This window comes from Lysinibacillus sp. NPDC048646, from assembly GCF_050272295.1.
Taxonomy (GTDB): domain Bacteria; phylum Bacillota; class Bacilli; order Bacillales_A; family Planococcaceae; genus Lysinibacillus.
In genome coordinates this window covers 109,534-127,159 of the sequence record NZ_JBNNLZ010000014.1, presented here as the reverse complement: position 1 = coordinate 127,159, position 17,626 = coordinate 109,534, and the positions used below count along the sequence as shown (strand labels likewise).

27 protein-coding genes and 1 pseudogene are annotated in these 17,626 nt (G+C 39.8%); 2 read left to right on the top strand and 26 right to left on the bottom strand.

The genetic code is table 11. The features are described 5' to 3' along the window. Positions 1-288: 288 nt before the first annotated feature. The gene (locus ACQKII_RS15685) at positions 289-945 is read left to right on the top strand and encodes a hypothetical protein (protein WP_427460758.1); all 657 of its coding nucleotides are present in this window, start codon (positions 289-291) and stop codon (positions 943-945) included. Between the two features lie 44 nt (positions 946-989). On the opposite strand, the gene ACQKII_RS15680 is transcribed toward ACQKII_RS15685, so the two are convergent. Beyond that, complete coding sequence (locus ACQKII_RS15680; RefSeq protein ID WP_427460756.1) at positions 990-1,664, bottom strand: KinB-signaling pathway activation protein; 675 nt, start codon at positions 1,662-1,664, stop codon at positions 990-992. 148 nt (positions 1,665-1,812) lie between these two features. Here ACQKII_RS15680 and gerD point away from each other — a divergent pair, with 148 nt between their 5' ends. Continuing rightward, complete coding sequence (gene gerD, locus ACQKII_RS15675; RefSeq protein ID WP_427460755.1) at positions 1,813-2,421, top strand: spore germination lipoprotein GerD; 609 nt, start codon at positions 1,813-1,815, stop codon at positions 2,419-2,421. Between the two features lie 55 nt (positions 2,422-2,476). Here the strand turns inward: gerD and ACQKII_RS15670 are convergent, their stop codons facing one another. The 25 genes and pseudogenes from ACQKII_RS15670 to rplE form a co-directional block, all read right to left on the bottom strand. After that, positions 2,477-3,532, bottom strand: coding sequence for a P-loop NTPase (locus ACQKII_RS15670; protein WP_427460753.1), 1,056 nt, complete (start codon positions 3,530-3,532; stop codon positions 2,477-2,479). Positions 3,533-3,604: 72 nt separating this feature from the next. Then, positions 3,605-4,318 (bottom strand): N-acetylmuramoyl-L-alanine amidase, encoded by a 714-nt coding sequence (locus ACQKII_RS15665; protein WP_427460751.1) that lies wholly within the window; start codon positions 4,316-4,318, stop codon positions 3,605-3,607. 114 nt (positions 4,319-4,432) lie between these two features. Further along, positions 4,433-4,825 carry a 30S ribosomal protein S9 gene (gene rpsI, locus ACQKII_RS15660; RefSeq protein ID WP_004233744.1) on the bottom strand — a complete coding sequence of 131 codons (393 nt, stop codon included), beginning with the start codon at positions 4,823-4,825 and terminating at the stop codon, positions 4,433-4,435. 25 nt (positions 4,826-4,850) lie between these two features. Beyond that, positions 4,851-5,288, bottom strand: coding sequence for a 50S ribosomal protein L13 (gene rplM, locus ACQKII_RS15655; protein ID WP_427460749.1), 438 nt, complete (start codon positions 5,286-5,288; stop codon positions 4,851-4,853). A 257-nt stretch (positions 5,289-5,545) separates the two neighbouring features. Beyond that, complete coding sequence (gene truA / locus ACQKII_RS15650; protein WP_427460747.1) at positions 5,546-6,286, bottom strand: tRNA pseudouridine(38-40) synthase TruA; 741 nt, start codon at positions 6,284-6,286, stop codon at positions 5,546-5,548. Between the two features lie 13 nt (positions 6,287-6,299). Then, a complete protein-coding gene (locus tag ACQKII_RS15645; RefSeq protein WP_427460746.1) occupies positions 6,300-7,097 on the bottom strand; it encodes an energy-coupling factor transporter transmembrane component T family protein in 798 nt (265 codons plus the stop codon). After that, positions 7,094-7,966, bottom strand: a complete 873-nt coding sequence (locus ACQKII_RS15640; protein ID WP_427460744.1) for an energy-coupling factor ABC transporter ATP-binding protein — start codon at positions 7,964-7,966, stop codon at positions 7,094-7,096. Before ACQKII_RS15640 ends, ACQKII_RS15645 begins: the two co-directional genes overlap by 4 nt. Further along, complete coding sequence (locus tag ACQKII_RS15635; protein ID WP_427460742.1) at positions 7,942-8,787, bottom strand: energy-coupling factor ABC transporter ATP-binding protein; 846 nt, start codon at positions 8,785-8,787, stop codon at positions 7,942-7,944. Before ACQKII_RS15635 ends, ACQKII_RS15640 begins: the two co-directional genes overlap by 25 nt. A gap of 367 nt (positions 8,788-9,154) precedes the next feature. Then, positions 9,155-9,535, bottom strand: coding sequence for a 50S ribosomal protein L17 (gene rplQ / locus ACQKII_RS15630; RefSeq protein WP_010860588.1), 381 nt, complete (start codon positions 9,533-9,535; stop codon positions 9,155-9,157). 55 nt (positions 9,536-9,590) lie between these two features. Then, positions 9,591-10,535: a DNA-directed RNA polymerase subunit alpha gene (locus ACQKII_RS15625; RefSeq protein WP_004233733.1), complete on the bottom strand. Its 945-nt coding sequence runs from the start codon at positions 10,533-10,535 to the stop codon at positions 9,591-9,593. A gap of 139 nt (positions 10,536-10,674) precedes the next feature. Beyond that, complete coding sequence (gene rpsK / locus ACQKII_RS15620; RefSeq protein ID WP_004233731.1) at positions 10,675-11,064, bottom strand: 30S ribosomal protein S11; 390 nt, start codon at positions 11,062-11,064, stop codon at positions 10,675-10,677. A 25-nt stretch (positions 11,065-11,089) separates the two neighbouring features. After that, positions 11,090-11,455, bottom strand: a complete 366-nt coding sequence (rpsM, locus tag ACQKII_RS15615; RefSeq protein WP_143996815.1) for a 30S ribosomal protein S13 — start codon at positions 11,453-11,455, stop codon at positions 11,090-11,092. A 24-nt stretch (positions 11,456-11,479) separates the two neighbouring features. Continuing rightward, a complete protein-coding gene (gene rpmJ, locus ACQKII_RS15610; RefSeq protein WP_000868344.1) occupies positions 11,480-11,593 on the bottom strand; it encodes a 50S ribosomal protein L36 in 114 nt (37 codons plus the stop codon). Positions 11,594-11,630: 37 nt separating this feature from the next. Next, complete coding sequence (gene infA, locus ACQKII_RS15605) at positions 11,631-11,849, bottom strand: translation initiation factor IF-1 (protein ID WP_004233690.1); 219 nt, start codon at positions 11,847-11,849, stop codon at positions 11,631-11,633. Between the two features lie 88 nt (positions 11,850-11,937). Further along, positions 11,938-12,015: pseudogene (locus ACQKII_RS15600) on the bottom strand (type I methionyl aminopeptidase); the annotation flags it as partial. Positions 12,016-12,264: 249 nt separating this feature from the next. Next, positions 12,265-12,918, bottom strand: a complete 654-nt coding sequence (locus ACQKII_RS15595; RefSeq protein WP_427460739.1) for an adenylate kinase — start codon at positions 12,916-12,918, stop codon at positions 12,265-12,267. A 68-nt stretch (positions 12,919-12,986) separates the two neighbouring features. Next, positions 12,987-14,282, bottom strand: a complete 1,296-nt coding sequence (gene secY / locus ACQKII_RS15590; RefSeq protein WP_427460737.1) for a preprotein translocase subunit SecY — start codon at positions 14,280-14,282, stop codon at positions 12,987-12,989. Further along, on the bottom strand, positions 14,282-14,722 hold the full coding sequence (rplO, locus tag ACQKII_RS15585; protein WP_010860592.1) for a 50S ribosomal protein L15: 441 nt from the start codon (positions 14,720-14,722) through the stop codon (positions 14,282-14,284). The genes secY and rplO overlap by 1 nt, the downstream gene beginning before the upstream one ends. A gap of 34 nt (positions 14,723-14,756) precedes the next feature. Further along, positions 14,757-14,939 carry a 50S ribosomal protein L30 gene (gene rpmD, locus ACQKII_RS15580; protein ID WP_010860593.1) on the bottom strand — a complete coding sequence of 61 codons (183 nt, stop codon included), beginning with the start codon at positions 14,937-14,939 and terminating at the stop codon, positions 14,757-14,759. 13 nt (positions 14,940-14,952) lie between these two features. Then, on the bottom strand, positions 14,953-15,456 hold the full coding sequence (gene rpsE, locus ACQKII_RS15575) for a 30S ribosomal protein S5 (protein WP_008181711.1): 504 nt from the start codon (positions 15,454-15,456) through the stop codon (positions 14,953-14,955). 21 nt (positions 15,457-15,477) lie between these two features. After that, positions 15,478-15,837 (bottom strand): 50S ribosomal protein L18, encoded by a 360-nt coding sequence (gene rplR, locus ACQKII_RS15570; protein WP_427460736.1) that lies wholly within the window; start codon positions 15,835-15,837, stop codon positions 15,478-15,480. A gap of 32 nt (positions 15,838-15,869) precedes the next feature. Further along, positions 15,870-16,409, bottom strand: a complete 540-nt coding sequence (gene rplF / locus ACQKII_RS15565) for a 50S ribosomal protein L6 (RefSeq protein WP_427460734.1) — start codon at positions 16,407-16,409, stop codon at positions 15,870-15,872. A 30-nt stretch (positions 16,410-16,439) separates the two neighbouring features. Further along, entirely contained in the window at positions 16,440-16,838 is a 399-nt protein-coding gene (gene rpsH, locus ACQKII_RS15560) for a 30S ribosomal protein S8 (protein WP_008181717.1), read from the bottom strand. A gap of 29 nt (positions 16,839-16,867) precedes the next feature. After that, the gene (locus ACQKII_RS15555) at positions 16,868-17,053 is read right to left on the bottom strand and encodes a type Z 30S ribosomal protein S14 (RefSeq protein WP_004233656.1); all 186 of its coding nucleotides are present in this window, start codon (positions 17,051-17,053) and stop codon (positions 16,868-16,870) included. Positions 17,054-17,075: 22 nt separating this feature from the next. Next, the gene (gene rplE / locus ACQKII_RS15550; protein ID WP_427460732.1) at positions 17,076-17,615 is read right to left on the bottom strand and encodes a 50S ribosomal protein L5; all 540 of its coding nucleotides are present in this window, start codon (positions 17,613-17,615) and stop codon (positions 17,076-17,078) included. Positions 17,616-17,626 lie beyond the last annotated feature (11 nt).

Below are 17,626 nucleotides of genomic sequence, written 5' to 3'. Positions count from 1 at the left end.
ATCAAACTCTCCATAAAAGAAATTTGATAAGCTCAAATTGTTTTGCTGGCATCAATTTTGATGTCCAAAATTTTGTTTCGTTCACTTACCGAAGTTAGCTACTAAAAACTTTATTGATTACGTTTTGCTTGTTCAGTTTTCAAGGTTCATGTTGTTTCGTTTAGTGCGTCATCTCTTGGCGACTTATACATAATAACATCGATTATTCATGAAAGTCAACACTAAATCATAAGTTTTTTTAAGGAGTTAATTTTTTTACTTAAATTCAATAGAGATGAGGGTGTTAATATGTTTCGTAAAACGTTGATATCATTGTGTTTGATCGTAATATTATTTGTATTTATAAAGCCTTTAAATTCTACTATGATTTCTGTATTTAATATCGCAAATGCCCCAGCTGTTGTAACTAAAGGACATTATGGCACATCACTTATTGTCGAAATTTCTTTTTCTGATGAATCACTTTTAGAATGGCTAAAGACTGTAAAAGAACCTTACCCGCTTCTTCTTTTAGATGCTGCTTGGATTGAACGTTCGCCAGAACATATGAAAATCATTTTAGAAAGAAAACTACCAACAGGATTATTAGGTCCTGAAGATTCCGTAGACGAGCCTATTGATTTTGCTTTGGTACAAAAAGATATTAATATTTACGAAAAGCACTTGAGCACTACACCACTTTGGTTTGCCACACGAAATCATCAATATTCGCAGGATTTACAAAAGACTTTGTTCCAGCAACAGGTAAATATCCTTTCTCCTTCATTAATTTGGCAGGGAGATAAAACACCAAAATTACAAAAAGGGGATTTTTTATTTATCTCTTTACATCAAAATAGTAACATTACGTTTAATGAGTTTAATACCTTCATACAACAAAATAAATTTATGTCGATTGAAGAAAATATATTCGGTTATTCAGTGCAATCCAAAAAATCCCCATAAAAAGAGTTGCCTCAAGTATCTTGGGGCAACTCTTTTATGCTTTATCATGCGTTTTTAGCTTGTTCACGTCTTGCTTTACGACGTGCTTCTAATTTTTGACGATCTTCTTCGGATTTTGCATTGTATTTCGGTAATACTAATAATTGATAGGCATTGACAGCTAATAATGGAAATAGTAACAACGCGACGTACTCATTGATATTTTCATCTCGCCCCATTAAAGCAATTGTCCATTCTAATGTTGTAATGACTATCATAAAGAATAAAGCAGAAACTAATACATGTTTTTTTCCAGTCATTTTCACTTTTTGCATAGCTGTTGCTATAGATCCAAAAATTAATACGACTAATAAACCAATATAAAACAACCAACTTTGCCCATCTTTTACACCCGGTATAAAACGGAAAAACACAATATCAAAGATGGTTACGGCAATTAGCAGTAGCTGTACCCAATTCCATAATGTTAGTGTTCTGAATATATTAACCCCGACTTGATGTAAAGTTAGATAGGCGAAAAATCCTGCTTGCGCAATAACGCTCATTGTAAACCCTAAAAATACCATCCATAAAAGTCCGGCAAAAAATTCACCCCAGTGACCATTTGTTACATAAGGTTGGAAGAAATCCCAACGAATAAATAAACTAAAAACTCCGTTGACTACACCACCAACGAGCATTGCAAAGAAGAAAAACTTTGCCCAATTTCGTATCGTCACAACAAAAAATCCCCCAATTTCTCAATATATCTGTACTCATTTTAACAATGCATTGTTAAAAAAGCTATTTCTCATCCCATCCAATACATAAAGTCATCATAAATGTGAACAATAAATGAAAGAGTCTATCTAGAAAGGACTGATGTTGATGCGAAAATTCACCTTATTACTAATTCTAATGCTTTTCCTTACTGCCTGTGCACAAGATAAAACCTCTACCATGTCCTATGATGAAATAAAAAAAATTATGATTGACTCTCTTCAAACAGAGGATGGTAAAAAGGCACTGCGACAGCTTTTAGAGGAGCCAAGTTTCCGGGAATTATTGATATTGGAGCATGACGAAGTAAAGAAGGCAACAGAAGAAACTTTACTTTCAAAGGAAGCCGAGGATTTTTGGAAAAAAACTTTTGAAGATCCGAAATTTAAAGAAACTGTAGCTAAAAGTATGCAAAAGCAACAGCAGGATATTATGAAGGAACTTATAAAAGATCCCACTTTCCAAAAGGATATGGAGGCCTTCTTCGGTCAGCCTGATATGCAAAAGCAGTTAGAGACGATTTTAAAGTCCGCCAATCTTCGGAAACAAATGGAGGAAGTTGTAAAGGAAACAATTGAAAGTCCGCTTATGCAATCAAAGTGGCAGGAACTCATTAAAAAAAGCGGTGAGGGCAGTGCCTCTGCTGATGGAGAGAAAAAAGCGACCAGTGGTGAAAGTGGCGGAAGTTCTGAAAATGACCAAAAGAGTAAGCAATAATCCTCTACATTATAGAAAAACGGATTTCCTCAAGACGGAGGAAATCCGTTTTTGCTTATTTATTTAATTTTTTTATTACTTCCGCCGCTATATCTAAATAGATTTGTCCCGTGCTGTGTTTCTCTGCATACACAGAAGGTGCAAAGTCCTCTTCTGTCCAATCAGGTTGGCCAAGTGGGATTTGTCCAAGTAGCTCTGTGCGTAACTCTTCTGCTAATTTGGGTCCTCCGCCTTGTCCGAATACAAATTCGCGTTCGCCTGATTTCGACTCGAACCATGCCATATTTTCAATAACACCTAATATTTCATGATCTGTTTGTAAAGCCATTGCCCCCGCACGAGCTGCTACAAAAGCTGCTGTCGGATGCGGTGTTGTCACCACAATTTCTTTTGATGATGGTAACATTTGATGAATATCTAAAGCGACATCACCTGTACCTGGAGGCAGATCTAATAGTAAGTAATCTAACTCTCCCCACTCTACATCACGGAAGAATTGATCTAAAACTTTGCCTAACATTGGTCCACGCCATACAATCGGCGCATTATTTTCAACGAAGAAGCCCATTGAAATAACCTTCACGCCTAAACGGTCGACAGGGAATATTCGATTGTCGACTACTTTCGGCATGTCTGTAACACCCATCATATCTGGTACGCTAAAACCATATATATCGGCATCAATTAAACCCACTTTTTTGCCTAGACGTGCCAAAGCAACCGCTAAGTTAACTGATACTGTAGATTTTCCTACACCGCCCTTACCAGAGGCAATTGAAATGACTTGCACTGTGCTAAGTGGTGATAAAATATCTTGAGCTTCTGCCTCTGTTGCTGTTCCACGGAAGCTTTGTAATTTCTCTACTGGTAATTCTTCAAATCGAATACCAACTGTGTTAGCACCCGCTTCTTTTAATACATCTACAATTTTCATTTGCAGTTGCATCTGCTCAGGCGTATTTGTTTTAGCGATAGCTACTTTCACACTGACATGATTTTTTTCTTCTTTAATGGCTACATTTGTAATACCATCTGTTTCTGCTAATGATTTATGTAAAAATGGATCTTGTAGTTGTCCTAATATTTCTCGCACTTGTTGTTCTGTTATCACGACGAACACTCCCCTTATATTATCTCAATGTTAGTATATCATAATGATTTGAATTACGTGGTAGCAGTTGCTCTATTCAATTTTTGCTAATAGATAGTCTTCTATACCTTCTACGATGGCATCTGCCATCTTTTCTTGATATTTCTTATCAACTAATAATGCACGTTCCTCGTCATTACTGATAAATCCAGTCTCCACTAACGCCGCAGGAACCTCCACTTTCTTCAACAGATATATCTGTTTTATCGACAGGGCTTCACGATCTGTATTCTGTAAGTTCGTACGAATCGATTGCTGAATACTCTTAGCTAGCAGTTCCCCGTCAGCATGTCCGCCTTTATGATAAAACACCTGTGCTCCTCGCCATTTAGTTTCTGGGATTGCATTCGCGTGAATTGTAATAAAGACATTGGGTTGTTCTTTTTCAACGATATCCTTGCGTAAAAAGATATCCTGCTTTTTTCGCTCTCTTAATGTACCATACCTTTCTGAAGATGCGTGCTCGTCAATGACATCACCATTTTTCGTTCGTGTCATCACGACTGTTGCGCCCTTTTTCTTTAATTGTTTCTCTACTTGCTGCGCAATAGCAAGTGTGATCTCCTTTTCAATTACTTCGCCCTTTGAAGCACCTCCATCCTCACCACCATGCCCCGCATCAATGACAATTTTCATGCCACCAAGTGGGTCCGGTAAGAAGAAGTTACGGTCCGAAGCATTCGTCTCATATGCCACGACCACTATACTCATTAGCATAATTACTCCTAGTGCAAGCCAGCGCTTCACCCATATCCACCACCCTTTTACATATAGTGTACGAAAATAGTGATGGAACTATGCTAGAAAGTAAAAAAAACTCCCAAGCATAAGCTTGAGAGTTTGAAACGAATATTCCGTAGATTAACGTTTTGAGAACTGAGGTGCACGACGAGCGCCGCGTAGACCTGGTTTTTTACGTTCTTTCATGCGTGAATCACGAGTAAGTAATCCAGCAGATTTTAGTGCAGCACGGAAGTCTGGGTCTACTTGAAGTAGAGCACGAGCGATACCGTGACGTACAGCACCAGCTTGACCAGTGTATCCACCACCGTTAACGTTTACGTGGATATCATAGCTTCCTGTAGTTTCAGTAGCTACTAATGGTTGTTTAATTACTTCACGTAATGCAGCGAATGGTACGTACTCTTCGATTTCACGTTTGTTGATAACAATTTTACCTGTACCTGGTACTAAACGTACGCGAGCTACAGAGCTTTTACGGCGACCAGTGCCGATGTATTGAACTTGTGCCAAAGTAATATCCTCCTCTTAATTTATATTATCCGCGAAGCTCGTATGCTTCTGGTTTTTGTGCAGCATGTGGGTGCTCTGTTCCAGTGTAAACGTTTAGTTTACCGAACATTTTGCGACCTAAAGAGTTTTTAGGAAGCATCCCTTTAATAGCTAATTCGAGCATTCTTGTTGGGTACTTCTCTAACATTTCACCAGCAGTACGAGTTTTTAAACCACCTGCAAATTGAGTATGGTGACGGTAAAGTTTACCCTCTAATTTGTTACCAGTTAAATGGATTTTGTCAGCGTTGATGATGATTACGTGATCACCTGTGTCAACGTTTGGTGTGAATGTTGGTTTATGTTTACCACGTAAGATTGCAGCTACTTCAGAAGCTAAACGTCCAAGAGTTTGGCCTTCTGCATCAACTACTAACCATTTACGGTCTACTTCGTGACCTTTAGCCATGAATGTTGTACGCATGTATATATCCTCCTAATCAATTCGATTACCGTTATTTTTCATTAGACTACACTATAAGTTTCGGGGCTTATTTGTGGTGGTAATGAAAATACCATCTGTTATCATATAATGAATGACTTTTAAAGTCAAGTAATTTCATTAAACACCTGGTGATGTTGTACAGGGTAAATGACCATATTTACCTAGGCTTAGATGCACCCCCTTTTATATTACGATTTCACGTTAAACGTCAAAATATAATCCATGTACAAGCTTAGTTAATAGAACACTTTTTCAAGGTATAAACCTTGTGGTGGTGCGGTTTTACCAGCTTTATCGCGATTCATCGATGCTACGACCTTTTCTACATCGACAATCTCGCGTCGTCCGATACCAACCTCCCATAAAGTACCTGCAATGATGCGCACCATATTATATAGGAAACCACTACCTTCGATAATCATATGTAGCTCTTCTCCATGCCACTCAAACTCTAGTGTATAAACTGTTCGCACCTTATCTTGCACACTTGTATTAGCCGCACAGAAGCATGAGAAATCGTGCGTACCTATTATCGCTTGTGCCGCCTCCTGCATGGCTGCAACGTCAGGCTTCTGGCCATTCGTCTCTACCGTGTAATGTCTGCGAAATGGACTTTGTATAGACTCACATGACCAAATATAACGATAGCGCTTTCCTGTCACACTATAACGCGCATGAAAATCAGTAGCGACGTCTTCCATTGTTAATATCCGAATATCCCTTGGTAACTGAACATTCAGTGCCTTCATATACTTTTCTATCGGGATAGTAAGCCGCGTATCAAAATGGAGTGTTTGCCCAGTTGCATGCACTCTTGCATCCGTACGACCACTTGCAGTCACCTTCACCTTGTCCCCTTTATGCATGGTGGCAAGTACACGCTCAAGTTCTGCTTGTACCGTACGCTCTCCAGGCTGTACTTGGTAGCCAGAAAATTGCGTTCCATCATAACTAATTATTGCTTTTAATCGTCGCATAAAGTTACTCCTTTTAACTTCTATAGAAGAATAGTAAAGCAGCCATTGCTACTAATAATACAAGAGCAAATGTATCGCCCATATCCCACTTCAGCTGGCGATACCGAGTACGACCTTCGCCCCCGCGGTAGCCACGTACTTCCATTGCCGTCGCCAAATCCTCCGCGCGTTTAAAAGCACTCACAAATAGAGGGACTAATAGTGGGACAACCGCCTTAATACGATCTTTTATTGGTCCTGAGGACAAATCCGATCCACGTGCCATTTGTGCCTTCATAATTTTATCTGTCTCATCCATTAATGTTGGAATAAAGCGCAGAGAAATCGACATCATAAGGGCCAACTCATGTACAGGTACTTTCACTTTTTTTAATGGGTTTAGTAGCACTTCAATACCATCCGTAATTGAAATCGGGGACGTAGTTAACGTTAAAATTGATGTCATAAATACTAATACAAGGAAACGTACTGAAATAAATAGCCCTTGTCGAACGCCTTCTTCATAAACTGTAATAAATTTCCAATCTAATAATATGTCGCCTTCCTTCGTCATAAAAATATGAAGTAGGAACGTAAAAACCATTAAAAATAGTACGGGCTTCAAGCCGTTTATTAAAAAATACAAGCGAATACGTGATACTAAAACAATCAATAAGGTAAATGCGAGTAACATTGCATACGTTAACGTATTATTTGCCAAAAATACAATAATGATAAATGCAAATACGAATAGTAGCTTTGATCGTGGATCTAGCTTATGCACAAAGGAATTTCCTGGAAGGAAGCGCCCGAAAATCATTTTTTCCATCATGATTCCGCACGCTCCTTTCTTAGCAAGCAGGCTATTTCATTTGCAAGTTCTTCTTCTGTTAAACAAACCTTCGATAGTGATGAATTCATCATCTTTTCAATTTTATGTTGGAAGCGTACAATACGTGGTGGTTCTAAACGAAATTCCTTTAATATCTGAACTTCCTTAAAAATTTCACGGGGCGTTCCTCTCAACACATTTTTCCCCTCATGCATAATGACAATATTGTCTGCATAACGCGCTGCATCTTCCATACTGTGCGTGACAAGAATTGTCGTTAAGCCCCGTTCCTGATGCAATGCATAAAACATATCCATAATCTCTTTTTGCCCACGTGGATCTAGTCCAGCCGTTGGTTCGTCTAAAACAATGACTTCAGGCTCCATTGCTAGTACACCAGCAATTGCGACGCGACGCATTTGTCCACCTGATAAATCAAATGGTGACTTTTCAAGTACATTTTCCGGCAGACCAACTAATCGGACAAGCTCTCTTGCACGAATTTCAGCCTCTTTCTCCGAAACACCAAAATTCATTGGGCCAAACATAATATCCTTTAACACTGTTTCTTCAAAAAGCTGATGCTCAGGAAATTGAAAAACAATGCCTACCTTTTGTCGCACAGCTTTTAAATTTTTCGCTTTTTTTCCAGCTACAACAATCCTGTCTCCAATATGGACCTCACCGGCAGTTGGCTTTAAAAGCGCATTAAAATGCTGAAGAATTGTGGATTTACCAGAGCCGGTATGTCCGATAATGGCTTGATACGTATGTGATGGAATGTCAAAATTCACATCAAACAATGCCCGTTTTTCAAAAGGTGTACCTTGTGCATAGGCATAGCTTACTTGTTGAAGTTTGATGTCCATAAATCATTCACCAACTCTTCTTCTGTCATATGTTGTCCCATTAATGGAACACCTTCCTTTTGCAATAACTTTGATAACTTCATGGCGAACGGTAAATCGAGTCCTAACTCGACGAGCTTGTCCCCAAACGCAAAAATTTCCGCGGGTGTCCCCTCTGCAAATTTCTTACCATCATTCATGAAAAGGACCCGGTCTGCAAGCATAGCTTCTTCTAAATCATGCGTAATGGATAACACCGTTAAACCTGTTTCTGCACGTAATGTTTGAACCGTTTGTAACACCTCAGCGCGGCCTTGTGGGTCTAACATGGATGTAGCTTCGTCCAAGATAAGCAATTTTGGTTTTAGTGCTAGTGCTCCCGCAATGGCTACACGTTGCTTTTGACCACCCGATAGATGGTGCGGTTCATGATCTAAAAAGCTACCCATCTTTACTTGCTCAAGGGCTGCATGCACACGTTTTACCATCACTTCAAACGGCACACCGTTATTTTCAAGCGCAAAGGCAACGTCATCCTGTACCGTAGCACCAACAAACTGGTTATCAGGATTTTGAAACACCATACCCATTTGTGAACGGCTGTCCCATAAATTTTCTTCACTCAGTATTTGACGTAATATACGAACATCCCCTTGTTGCGGGAATAATAAGCCATTCATTAATTTTGCAATTGTTGATTTGCCAGAGCCATTATGACCGACAATGGCGATCCATTCCCCTTCCTGAACAGCAAAGCTCACATTTTCTACAGCATTGCGGCTTCCTGTATCATCCGGTGTATAGGAAAACGTTACATTATTTAACGATAAGATTTCGGGCATCTCTAGTTCTCCTCTCCTCTCTACATGCTCAGCTCTACTAACTAACTTACACTGTTTTATGTATGTATTCTACCACAATCAATATGTCGATATAAAAAAAAGCACCATCAATTGGCGCTGTCCTATACTTCCCTAAAATAATAAAAAAGCGCGCACCTCATTCGATAGAAATGCGCTAGTCGTTACATTTACAAGAAACACGGGTGCTCAAGCCCTTGATCTTTTTGAATGAGGTGCGGAGAGCTAAACGAGACGCCACACAAATGTGTCCGCTCATCATAACGCTCAGCTTAATTATTTGTCGTATAAATCTTATAAAGAAAGAGGGTGGTGGTCCACCCTCTTCACCACTTGTTTTCTCTTATGATTAAACTAGTTCAATCACAACAACAGGTGCACCGTCACCACGACGGGGACCTACTTTAAGAATACGAGTGTAACCACCTTGACGTTCTGCATAACGTGGTGCAACATCATCAAATAGCTTTTGAAGCGCAAATGAAGTTGTTTCGTTACCTTCTTCGTCAGTAGTTGTTACTAGTTCACGACGGATGAATGCAGCAGCTTGACGGCGTGCATGTAAATCTCCGCGTTTACCTAAAGTAATCATTTTTTCAACAGCTTTACGTACTTCTTTAGCGCGAGCCTCAGTAGTTTCGATACGCTCGTTGATGATTAAATCAGTAGCTAAGTCACGTAACATCGCTTTACGTTGAGAACTTGTACGACCAAGTTTTCTGTAACCCATGGATGTTTCCCTCCTTTATAGAAAATATCTGATCTTGTTAATTAGTTTAAATCGCTTAGTCTTCTTTGCGTAATCCTAAACCAAGCTCTTCTAACTTCGCTTTTACTTCTTCTAGTGACTTACGTCCAAGGTTACGGACTTTCATCATATCGTCTTCTGACTTATTCGCTAGTTCTAATACTGTATTAATACCAGCGCGTTTTAAGCAGTTATAAGAACGAACAGAAAGATCAAGTTCTTCGATAGTCATCTCTAAAACTTTTTCTTTTTGATCCTCTTCTTTTTCGACCATGATTTCAGCAGTTTGTGCCTCATCAGTCATGCCAACGAAGATGTTAAGATGCTCGGTTAAAATTTTTGCTCCAAGCGAAATCGCCTCTTTCGGACCGATGCTACCATCTGTCCACACATCAAGAGAAAGTTTATCGTAGTCAGAAGACTGACCTACACGAGTATTTTCCACTTGGAAATTGACGCGTGATACTGGAGTGTAAATAGAGTCGATCGGGATCACGCCGATAGGAAGATCCTCACGTTTGTTTTGATCAGCAGGAGTGTAACCACGGCCGCGTTGAGCGTACATACGCATACGTAAATGACCGTTTTTAGCGATTGTTGCAATATATAGATCTGGGTTTAAAATTTCTACGTCACTGTCATGTGTAATGTCAGCAGCCGTAACTGTACCATCGCCCTTTACATCAATCTCAATAACTTTTTCTTCGTCAGAGTAGATTTTAAGAGCAAGTTTTTTCACGTTCAAAATAATTGAAGCCACATCTTCTACTACGCCTTCCACAGTTGAGAATTCGTGAAGAACGCCATCAATTTGAATTGAAGTGACAGCAGCCCCTGGTAATGAAGACAGAAGGATACGACGTAAAGAATTACCCAAAGTGTTTCCATATCCGCGTTCAAGCGGTTCTACAACAAACTTTCCATATTTGGAATCTTCGCTGATCTCCACCGTTTCAATCTTTGGTTTTTCAATTTCGATCATTTCATTTACCCTCCCTCAAAACATCGAATGTATAGGTTCTTTCCATCATAGATTCGATCGTCATTGACGTATCGTTAGTTATCTGCACAAGACAGTCTGTACAAAAAATGATGTTCTCATACAATATGAGACGCACCCATTACACGCGACGACGTTTTGGCGGACGGCAACCATTGTGAGGAACTGGAGTAACGTCTTTAATAGCAGTTACTTCTAAACCAGCAGCTTGAAGTGCACGAATTGCAGCTTCACGACCAGCACCAGGACCTTTAACAGTTACTTCCAACGTTTTCAGACCATGTTCAAGGGATGTTTTAGCAGCAGTTTCTGCAGCCATTTGAGCAGCGAATGGTGTAGATTTACGTGAACCACGGAAACCAAGAGCACCAGCACTTGACCAAGATACAGCGTTACCTTGCATATCTGTAATCGTTACGATTGTATTGTTAAATGTAGAACGAATGTGTGCAATACCAGATTCGATATTCTTTTTCACACGACGTTTACGAGTTTGTTGTTTACGAGCCATGTTAAGAAGGAACCTCCTTTACCGATTATTTTTTCTTGTTCGCAACTGTTTTACGAGGACCTTTACGCGTACGCGCATTGTTCTTCGTATTTTGACCACGAACAGGTAAACCACGACGGTGACGGATACCACGGTTACAACCGATTTCCATCAAGCGTTTGATATTTAATGAAGTTTCGCGACGTAAGTCACCTTCAAGTTTATAAGAGTCTAATTGTTCACGGATTTTGTTTAACTCATCTTCAGTTAAGTCGCGTACGCGAGTATCTTCAGAGATACCTGCATCAGCTAATACTTTCTGAGCCGAAGTTTTACCAATACCGTAAATGTAAGTTAATGAAATTACCACGCGTTTGTCGCGAGGAATGTCAACACCAGAAATACGTGCCATGTACGTTGTGCACCTCCTTTATAATCAACCTTGTTTTTGTTTGTGTTTAGGATTTTCACAGATTACCATTACTTTACCGCGTCGGCGAATTACTTTACATTTTTCGCAGATCGGTTTCACAGATGGTCTCACTTTCATCTAACCTAACCTCCTTAGTAGTCCGGAGCGCAAAAGATTATTTAAAACGGTATGTGATACGACCGCGAGTTAAATCATAAGGAGATAACTCAATAGTAACCTTATCTCCAGGTAGAATGCGGATAAAGTGCATACGAATCTTACCAGATACGTGTGCTAAAATCACATGTCCATTTTCTAATTCTACCTTAAACATCGCGTTTGGCAAAGTCTCAACAACTGTCCCTTCGACTTCAATTACATCATCTTTCGCCATCTACTCTGTCTCCTCTCTATATGCAAATTAAAGTTCTCATCGTTACATCAAACGGATATATCTGCTGCAACTATAGAAGCAACCTCGTTTCAACATATGTTTGGATTGTATGAGAGATGTTTGAAAGACGCTCGTCTGGTTTCGCTTCACACAATCCACGGAATAGACAGAACCAGTAAGAGCACTGAATCTTCCATGTTTACACGAATACCGGAATGTCTTGGATGAGATATTCATACCCGTTACACAGATGCTTCCACGAAACCCATTATACCCTCTCAAAAGTAATGTTGCACTTTTTAAAAGAAATATATACCGGGCACAATATGCTTTTGCAACTCTCAAAAAAATTATGTTTCGTTGTTGCTTCCGCATGCCTCCCGCGGAAGCAGTACTCTGCGCCCGGAGCCGGGTATCAGCTGCGGCTGCTCCGTAATAGAGCATCAAGATCAGCAAACACTTTATTAATATCTTGCTGTCCATCTATATTTGTTAACACACCTTTTGCTTCATAGAAGTCAAGTAAAGGTTGTGCTTGATTCATATTTACTTCCAGACGGTTTGTAACCGTTTCAGGATTATCATCCGCACGTGTATAAAGCTCGCCACCATCTTTATCACATTTTCCTTCCTCAGCTGGAGGATTGAAAATTAGGTGATAAGAAGTTCCGCAAGTTTTACAAATACGACGACCTGTTAAACGAGCAATTAGCTCCTCTTTTTCAACTTGAATGTTTAACGTATGCTCAATCGCTTTGCCCAGATCAGCAAGAATGCTATCTAAAGCTTCAGCTTGAGGAACAGTACGTGGGAAACCATCTAATAAGAATCCCTTTTCACAATCAGGTTTAGCAAGTCGCTCACGAACAATACCAATCGTCACTTCATCAGGTACTAGTGCACCTTGATCCATAAACGATTTAGCCTGTAAGCCTAGTTCTGTACCATCTTTAATAGCAGTACGGAACATATCGCCTGTAGAAATATGAGGAATCGCGTACTTCTCAACAATTTTATCTGCCTGTGTACCTTTACCAGCACCTGGCAGACCCATTAAAATGATATTCATACGGAAATATTCCTCCCACAAAGTTTGCTGATTTCAGGAAACGAGCAAACGTTCCCTAAAAACCAACGTTATTTCATAAAGCCTTTGTAGTGACGTTTAACAAGTTGAGACTCTAGCTGTTTCATCGTTTCTAGCGCTACGCCGACTACGATAATTATACTAGTACCACCGATTTGCACTGATGCAGGTAGATTCATAAAGTTTATGAATATAATCGGCATTACAGAAATAACAGTTAAGAAAATCGCTCCGACAAATGTCAAACGATATAACACACTTGTTAAATACGTTTGAGTGTTTTCACCCGGACGAATACCTGGAATGTAAGCACCCTGTTTTTTCAAGTTATCTGCCACATTTTCTGGGTTCACTTGTACGAACGCATAGAAATATGTGAACGCGATGATCAATGCAACGTAAACAATCATCCCAACAGGTTTTGTATTATCAAACGTGCTTTCAATGAATGTTGTCACAGCATTTTCACCAAAGAACGGAACTAACGTACGAGGTGTCATAATAAACGCTGATGCAAAGATTACCGGAATAACCCCTGCAGCATTTACTTTTAACGGTAAGTGCGTTTGTTGACCACCTGTTTGTTGATTACGTCCAGTAACTCGTTTAGCATATTGAATTGGAATTTTACGTAGTGCTTGTTGCACATAGATAACACCAACTACAATAGCAAGTAAGATTAAAACAAGTAATGCAAGGACAATGATGTTAATAAACAGTTCATCACCTGCACCCTCGATTTGTTGTGCGTAAATTTGGTTTGCTGCTGTAGGTAATGCGGCAACGATACCTGCGAAGATAACAACGGAAATACCATTACCTACACCATGAGCAGTAATTTGTTCAGCAAGCCATACAAGGAATGCTGTACCCGCTGTCAATACGATTGAAATTGTAACATATGTTAAAATTCCTTCTTCTTTAATCAATGATCCGCCATACATTTTATTGAAACCAAATGACATCGCGAATGATTGGATAAAAGCAAGAACAATAGTAAAGTAACGAGTAAATTGTGCAAGTTTACGTCTTCCGACTTCACCTTGCTTTGCCCACTCAGCAAATTTCGGTACTACGTCCATTTGCAATAACTGAACAATGATTGAAGCTGTGATGTAAGGCATAATCCCCATCGCAAAGATAGAGAAGTTGCTCAGAGCACCACCGCCGAAAGTATTGAGGAAACCAACGAGGTTAAACTCATCAGTTGCCTTTAATACATTAGCGTCAACGTTCGGTACTGGAACGAAAGTTCCAATACGAAAAACGATTAACATTAAAAGAGTGAAAATGATTTTATTTCTTATATCTCGAACACGCATAAAGTTAGAGATTGTCTGAAACATTAAATCACCTCAGTAGTTCCGCCGGCATTTTCAATTGCTTCTTTAGCCGAAGCTGAGAATTTATGAGCTTTTACTGTAAGCTTTTTGTTAAGAGTTCCGTTTCCAAGAACTTTAATTCCAGCTTTTTCATTGCTCACTAAACCTGTTTCAAGTAATAATGCAGTTGTTACTTCTGCACCATCTTCGAAACGATTTAATGTGTCAAGATTAACGATCGCGTACTCTTTACGGTTAATGTTAGTAAAGCCGCGTTTCGGTAAACGACGGAATAAAGGGTTTTGACCACCTTCGAATCCTGGGCGTACACCGCCGCCAGAACGAGAGTTTTGACCTTTATGACCTCTACCTGCAGTTTTACCGTTACCAGAACCGATACCGCGACCTACGCGGTTACGTACTTTACGGGAACCTTCTGCTGGTTTTAACTCATGAAGTTTCATATTGGATGGCACCTCCTTGTTCGTTAATTAAAAATTAGTTTTCTTTTACAGTAACTAAGTGAGCTACTACATCAAGCATACCGCGAGTTGCTGCATTATCAGCTTTCTCTACAGTTTGGTTTAATTTACGTAAACCTAAAGCTTCAATAGTTTTGCGTTGTGCTGGTTTAGAACCAATCACAGATTTTGTAAGGGTAATTTCTAATTTGTTAGCCATTATTATTCCCCCCTTATCCTAATATTTCTTCCACTGATTTACCACGTAATTTTGCTACGTCCTCTACGCGTTTTAATTCAGTTAAACCTTGAACAGTTGCACGAACCATGTTGATTGGTGTATTTGATCCAAGTGATTTTGAAAGAATATCAGTAATACCAGCTAGTTCTAGTACAGCACGTACTGGACCACCAGCGATAACCCCTGTACCAGGAGCAGCAGGTTTGATTAGGATTTCTCCCGCACCGAAGCGACCAAGCACTAAGTGTGGAGTTGTTCCACCAACACGTGGCACTTCTACTAAGTTTTTCTTCGCATCTTCAACAGCTTTACGGATAGCATCTGGAACCTCTTGAGCTTTACCAGTACCAAAACCTACATGACCGTTTCTATCGCCAACAACAACTAGTGCTGTGAAGCGGAAGCGACGTCCACCTTTAACAACTTTTGCAACACGGTTAATAGTAACTACGCGTTCTTCAAGTTCTCCAAGTTTGTTTGCGTCAATTCGACTCATGAAATGTGTCCCTCCTTCTTATTAAAATTCTAAACCGTTCTCACGTGCAGCTTCAGCTAAAGCTTTCACACGTCCATGATATAAGTAACCACCACGGTCAAAAACTATAGCAGTAATATTTTTTTCCGCAGCGCGTTTCGCGATTGTTTCACCGATTTTTGATGCAGCTTCTACGTTGCTACCAACACCTTCAAAACCATTTTCTTGAGAAGATGCGCTAACAATAGTTACGCCTGCTACGTCATCGATAAGTTGAGCGTAGATGTTCTTGTTAGAACGGAATACGTTTAAGCGAGGAAGCTCAGCAGTACCCGAAATTTTAGAACGAACTCGCGCATGACGTTTTTTACGAACTTGATTTTTATCCTGTTTCGTAATCACAAGGGTCACTCCTTTCTAATGCTTAAGCAGCATTATTTACCTGTTTTACCTTCTTTACGACGAACGTATTCGCCTTCGTAACGGATACCTTTACCTTTGTAAGGCTCTGGTGGACGAACGTCACGGATGTTAGATGCAAGAGCGCCAACGCGTTCTTTGCTAATACCTTTAACGATGATTTTAGTATTAGTAGGAACTTCTACTTCTAGACCATCTTCAGGTGTGAACTCAACTGGGTGAGAGTAACCTACGTTAAGAACAAGTTTTTTCCCTTGTAATTGCGCACGGTAACCTACACCGATTAGTTCTAATGATTTTTCGAAACCTGCAGAAACACCAGTAATCATGTTCGCTAAAAGCGCACGAGTTGTACCGTGGTTTGTGCGGTGTTCTTTTGAATCAGAAGGACGAGATACAGAGATCGCATTACCTTCTTGCTCAATTTTCATATCTTGGTGGAAAGAACGAACAAGTTCGCCTTTAGGACCTTTAACAGTAACAGTGTTGTCAGCTGCAACAGTAACAGTTACGTTAGCTGGTACCTCGATAATTTTTTTACCTACACGAGACATTTAGTTGCACCTCCATTCATTTATAGCTAATTACCAAACGTATGCTAGAACTTCGCCGCCAACTTGTTTAGCGCGAGCTTCTTTATCTGTTAATAAACCTTGTGAAGTTGACACTAAAGCGATACCAAGACCGTTCAGTACTTTAGGAACTTCATTTGTTTTAGCATATACACGTAGACCTGGTTTAGAAATACGTTTTAAGCCAGTGATAACGCGTTCGTTATCTTTACCGTATTTTAAGAAGATACGGATAATTCCTTGCTTGTTGTCTTCCACGTATTCTACGTCACGTACGAAACCTTCACGCTTTAAAATTTCAGCGATTTCTTTTTTCACGTTGGAAGCCGGTACTTCTAACTTCTCGTGACGAACCATGTTCGCATTACGAATGCGAGTCAGCATATCTGCAATCGGATCAGTCATTGTCATTACATTTACCTCCTTCCCAAATTAGGGGATTACCAGCTGGCTTTTTTCACGCCAGGAATTTGTCCCTTATATGCAAGTTCTCGGAAACAAATACGGCAAAGTTTGAATTTGCGATATACAGAGTGTGGACGGCCACAGCGTTCACAACGTGTATATTCTTGCACTTTAAACTTTTGCTTACGTTGTTGTTTAACGATCATAGATTTTTTAGCCACGTTTTCGCCCTCCTTGTTTAAATTACTTTTGGAACGGCATACCGAATTGTGTCAATAACTCGCGAGATTCTTCGTCAGAGTTCGCTGTCGTTACGATCACGATGTCCATACCGCGTACTTTTGAAACTTTATCGTAATCGATTTCTGGGAAAATTAGTTGCTCTTTAACACCTAAAGTGTAGTTACCGCGACCATCGAATGCTTTTTTAGAAACACCACGGAAGTCACGTACACGAGGAAGTGAAATTGAAATTAATTTGTCCAAGAATTCATACATACGCTCACCGCGTAATGTAACTTTAGCACCGATAGGCATACCTTCACGTAAACGGAAACCAGCGATCGATTTTTTCGCTTTAGTTACAACTGGTTTTTGACCAGTGATAATTGTTAATTCTTCTACAGCTGCATCTAATGCTTTTGAGTTTTGAACAGCGTCACCAACACCCATGTTGATAACGATTTTGTCAACTTTCGGCAATTGCATAACTGATTTATAACCAAACTTGCTCATAAGAGCAGGTGAAACTTCATTTAAATATTTTTCTTTTAGGCGGCTCATGTGTGTACCTC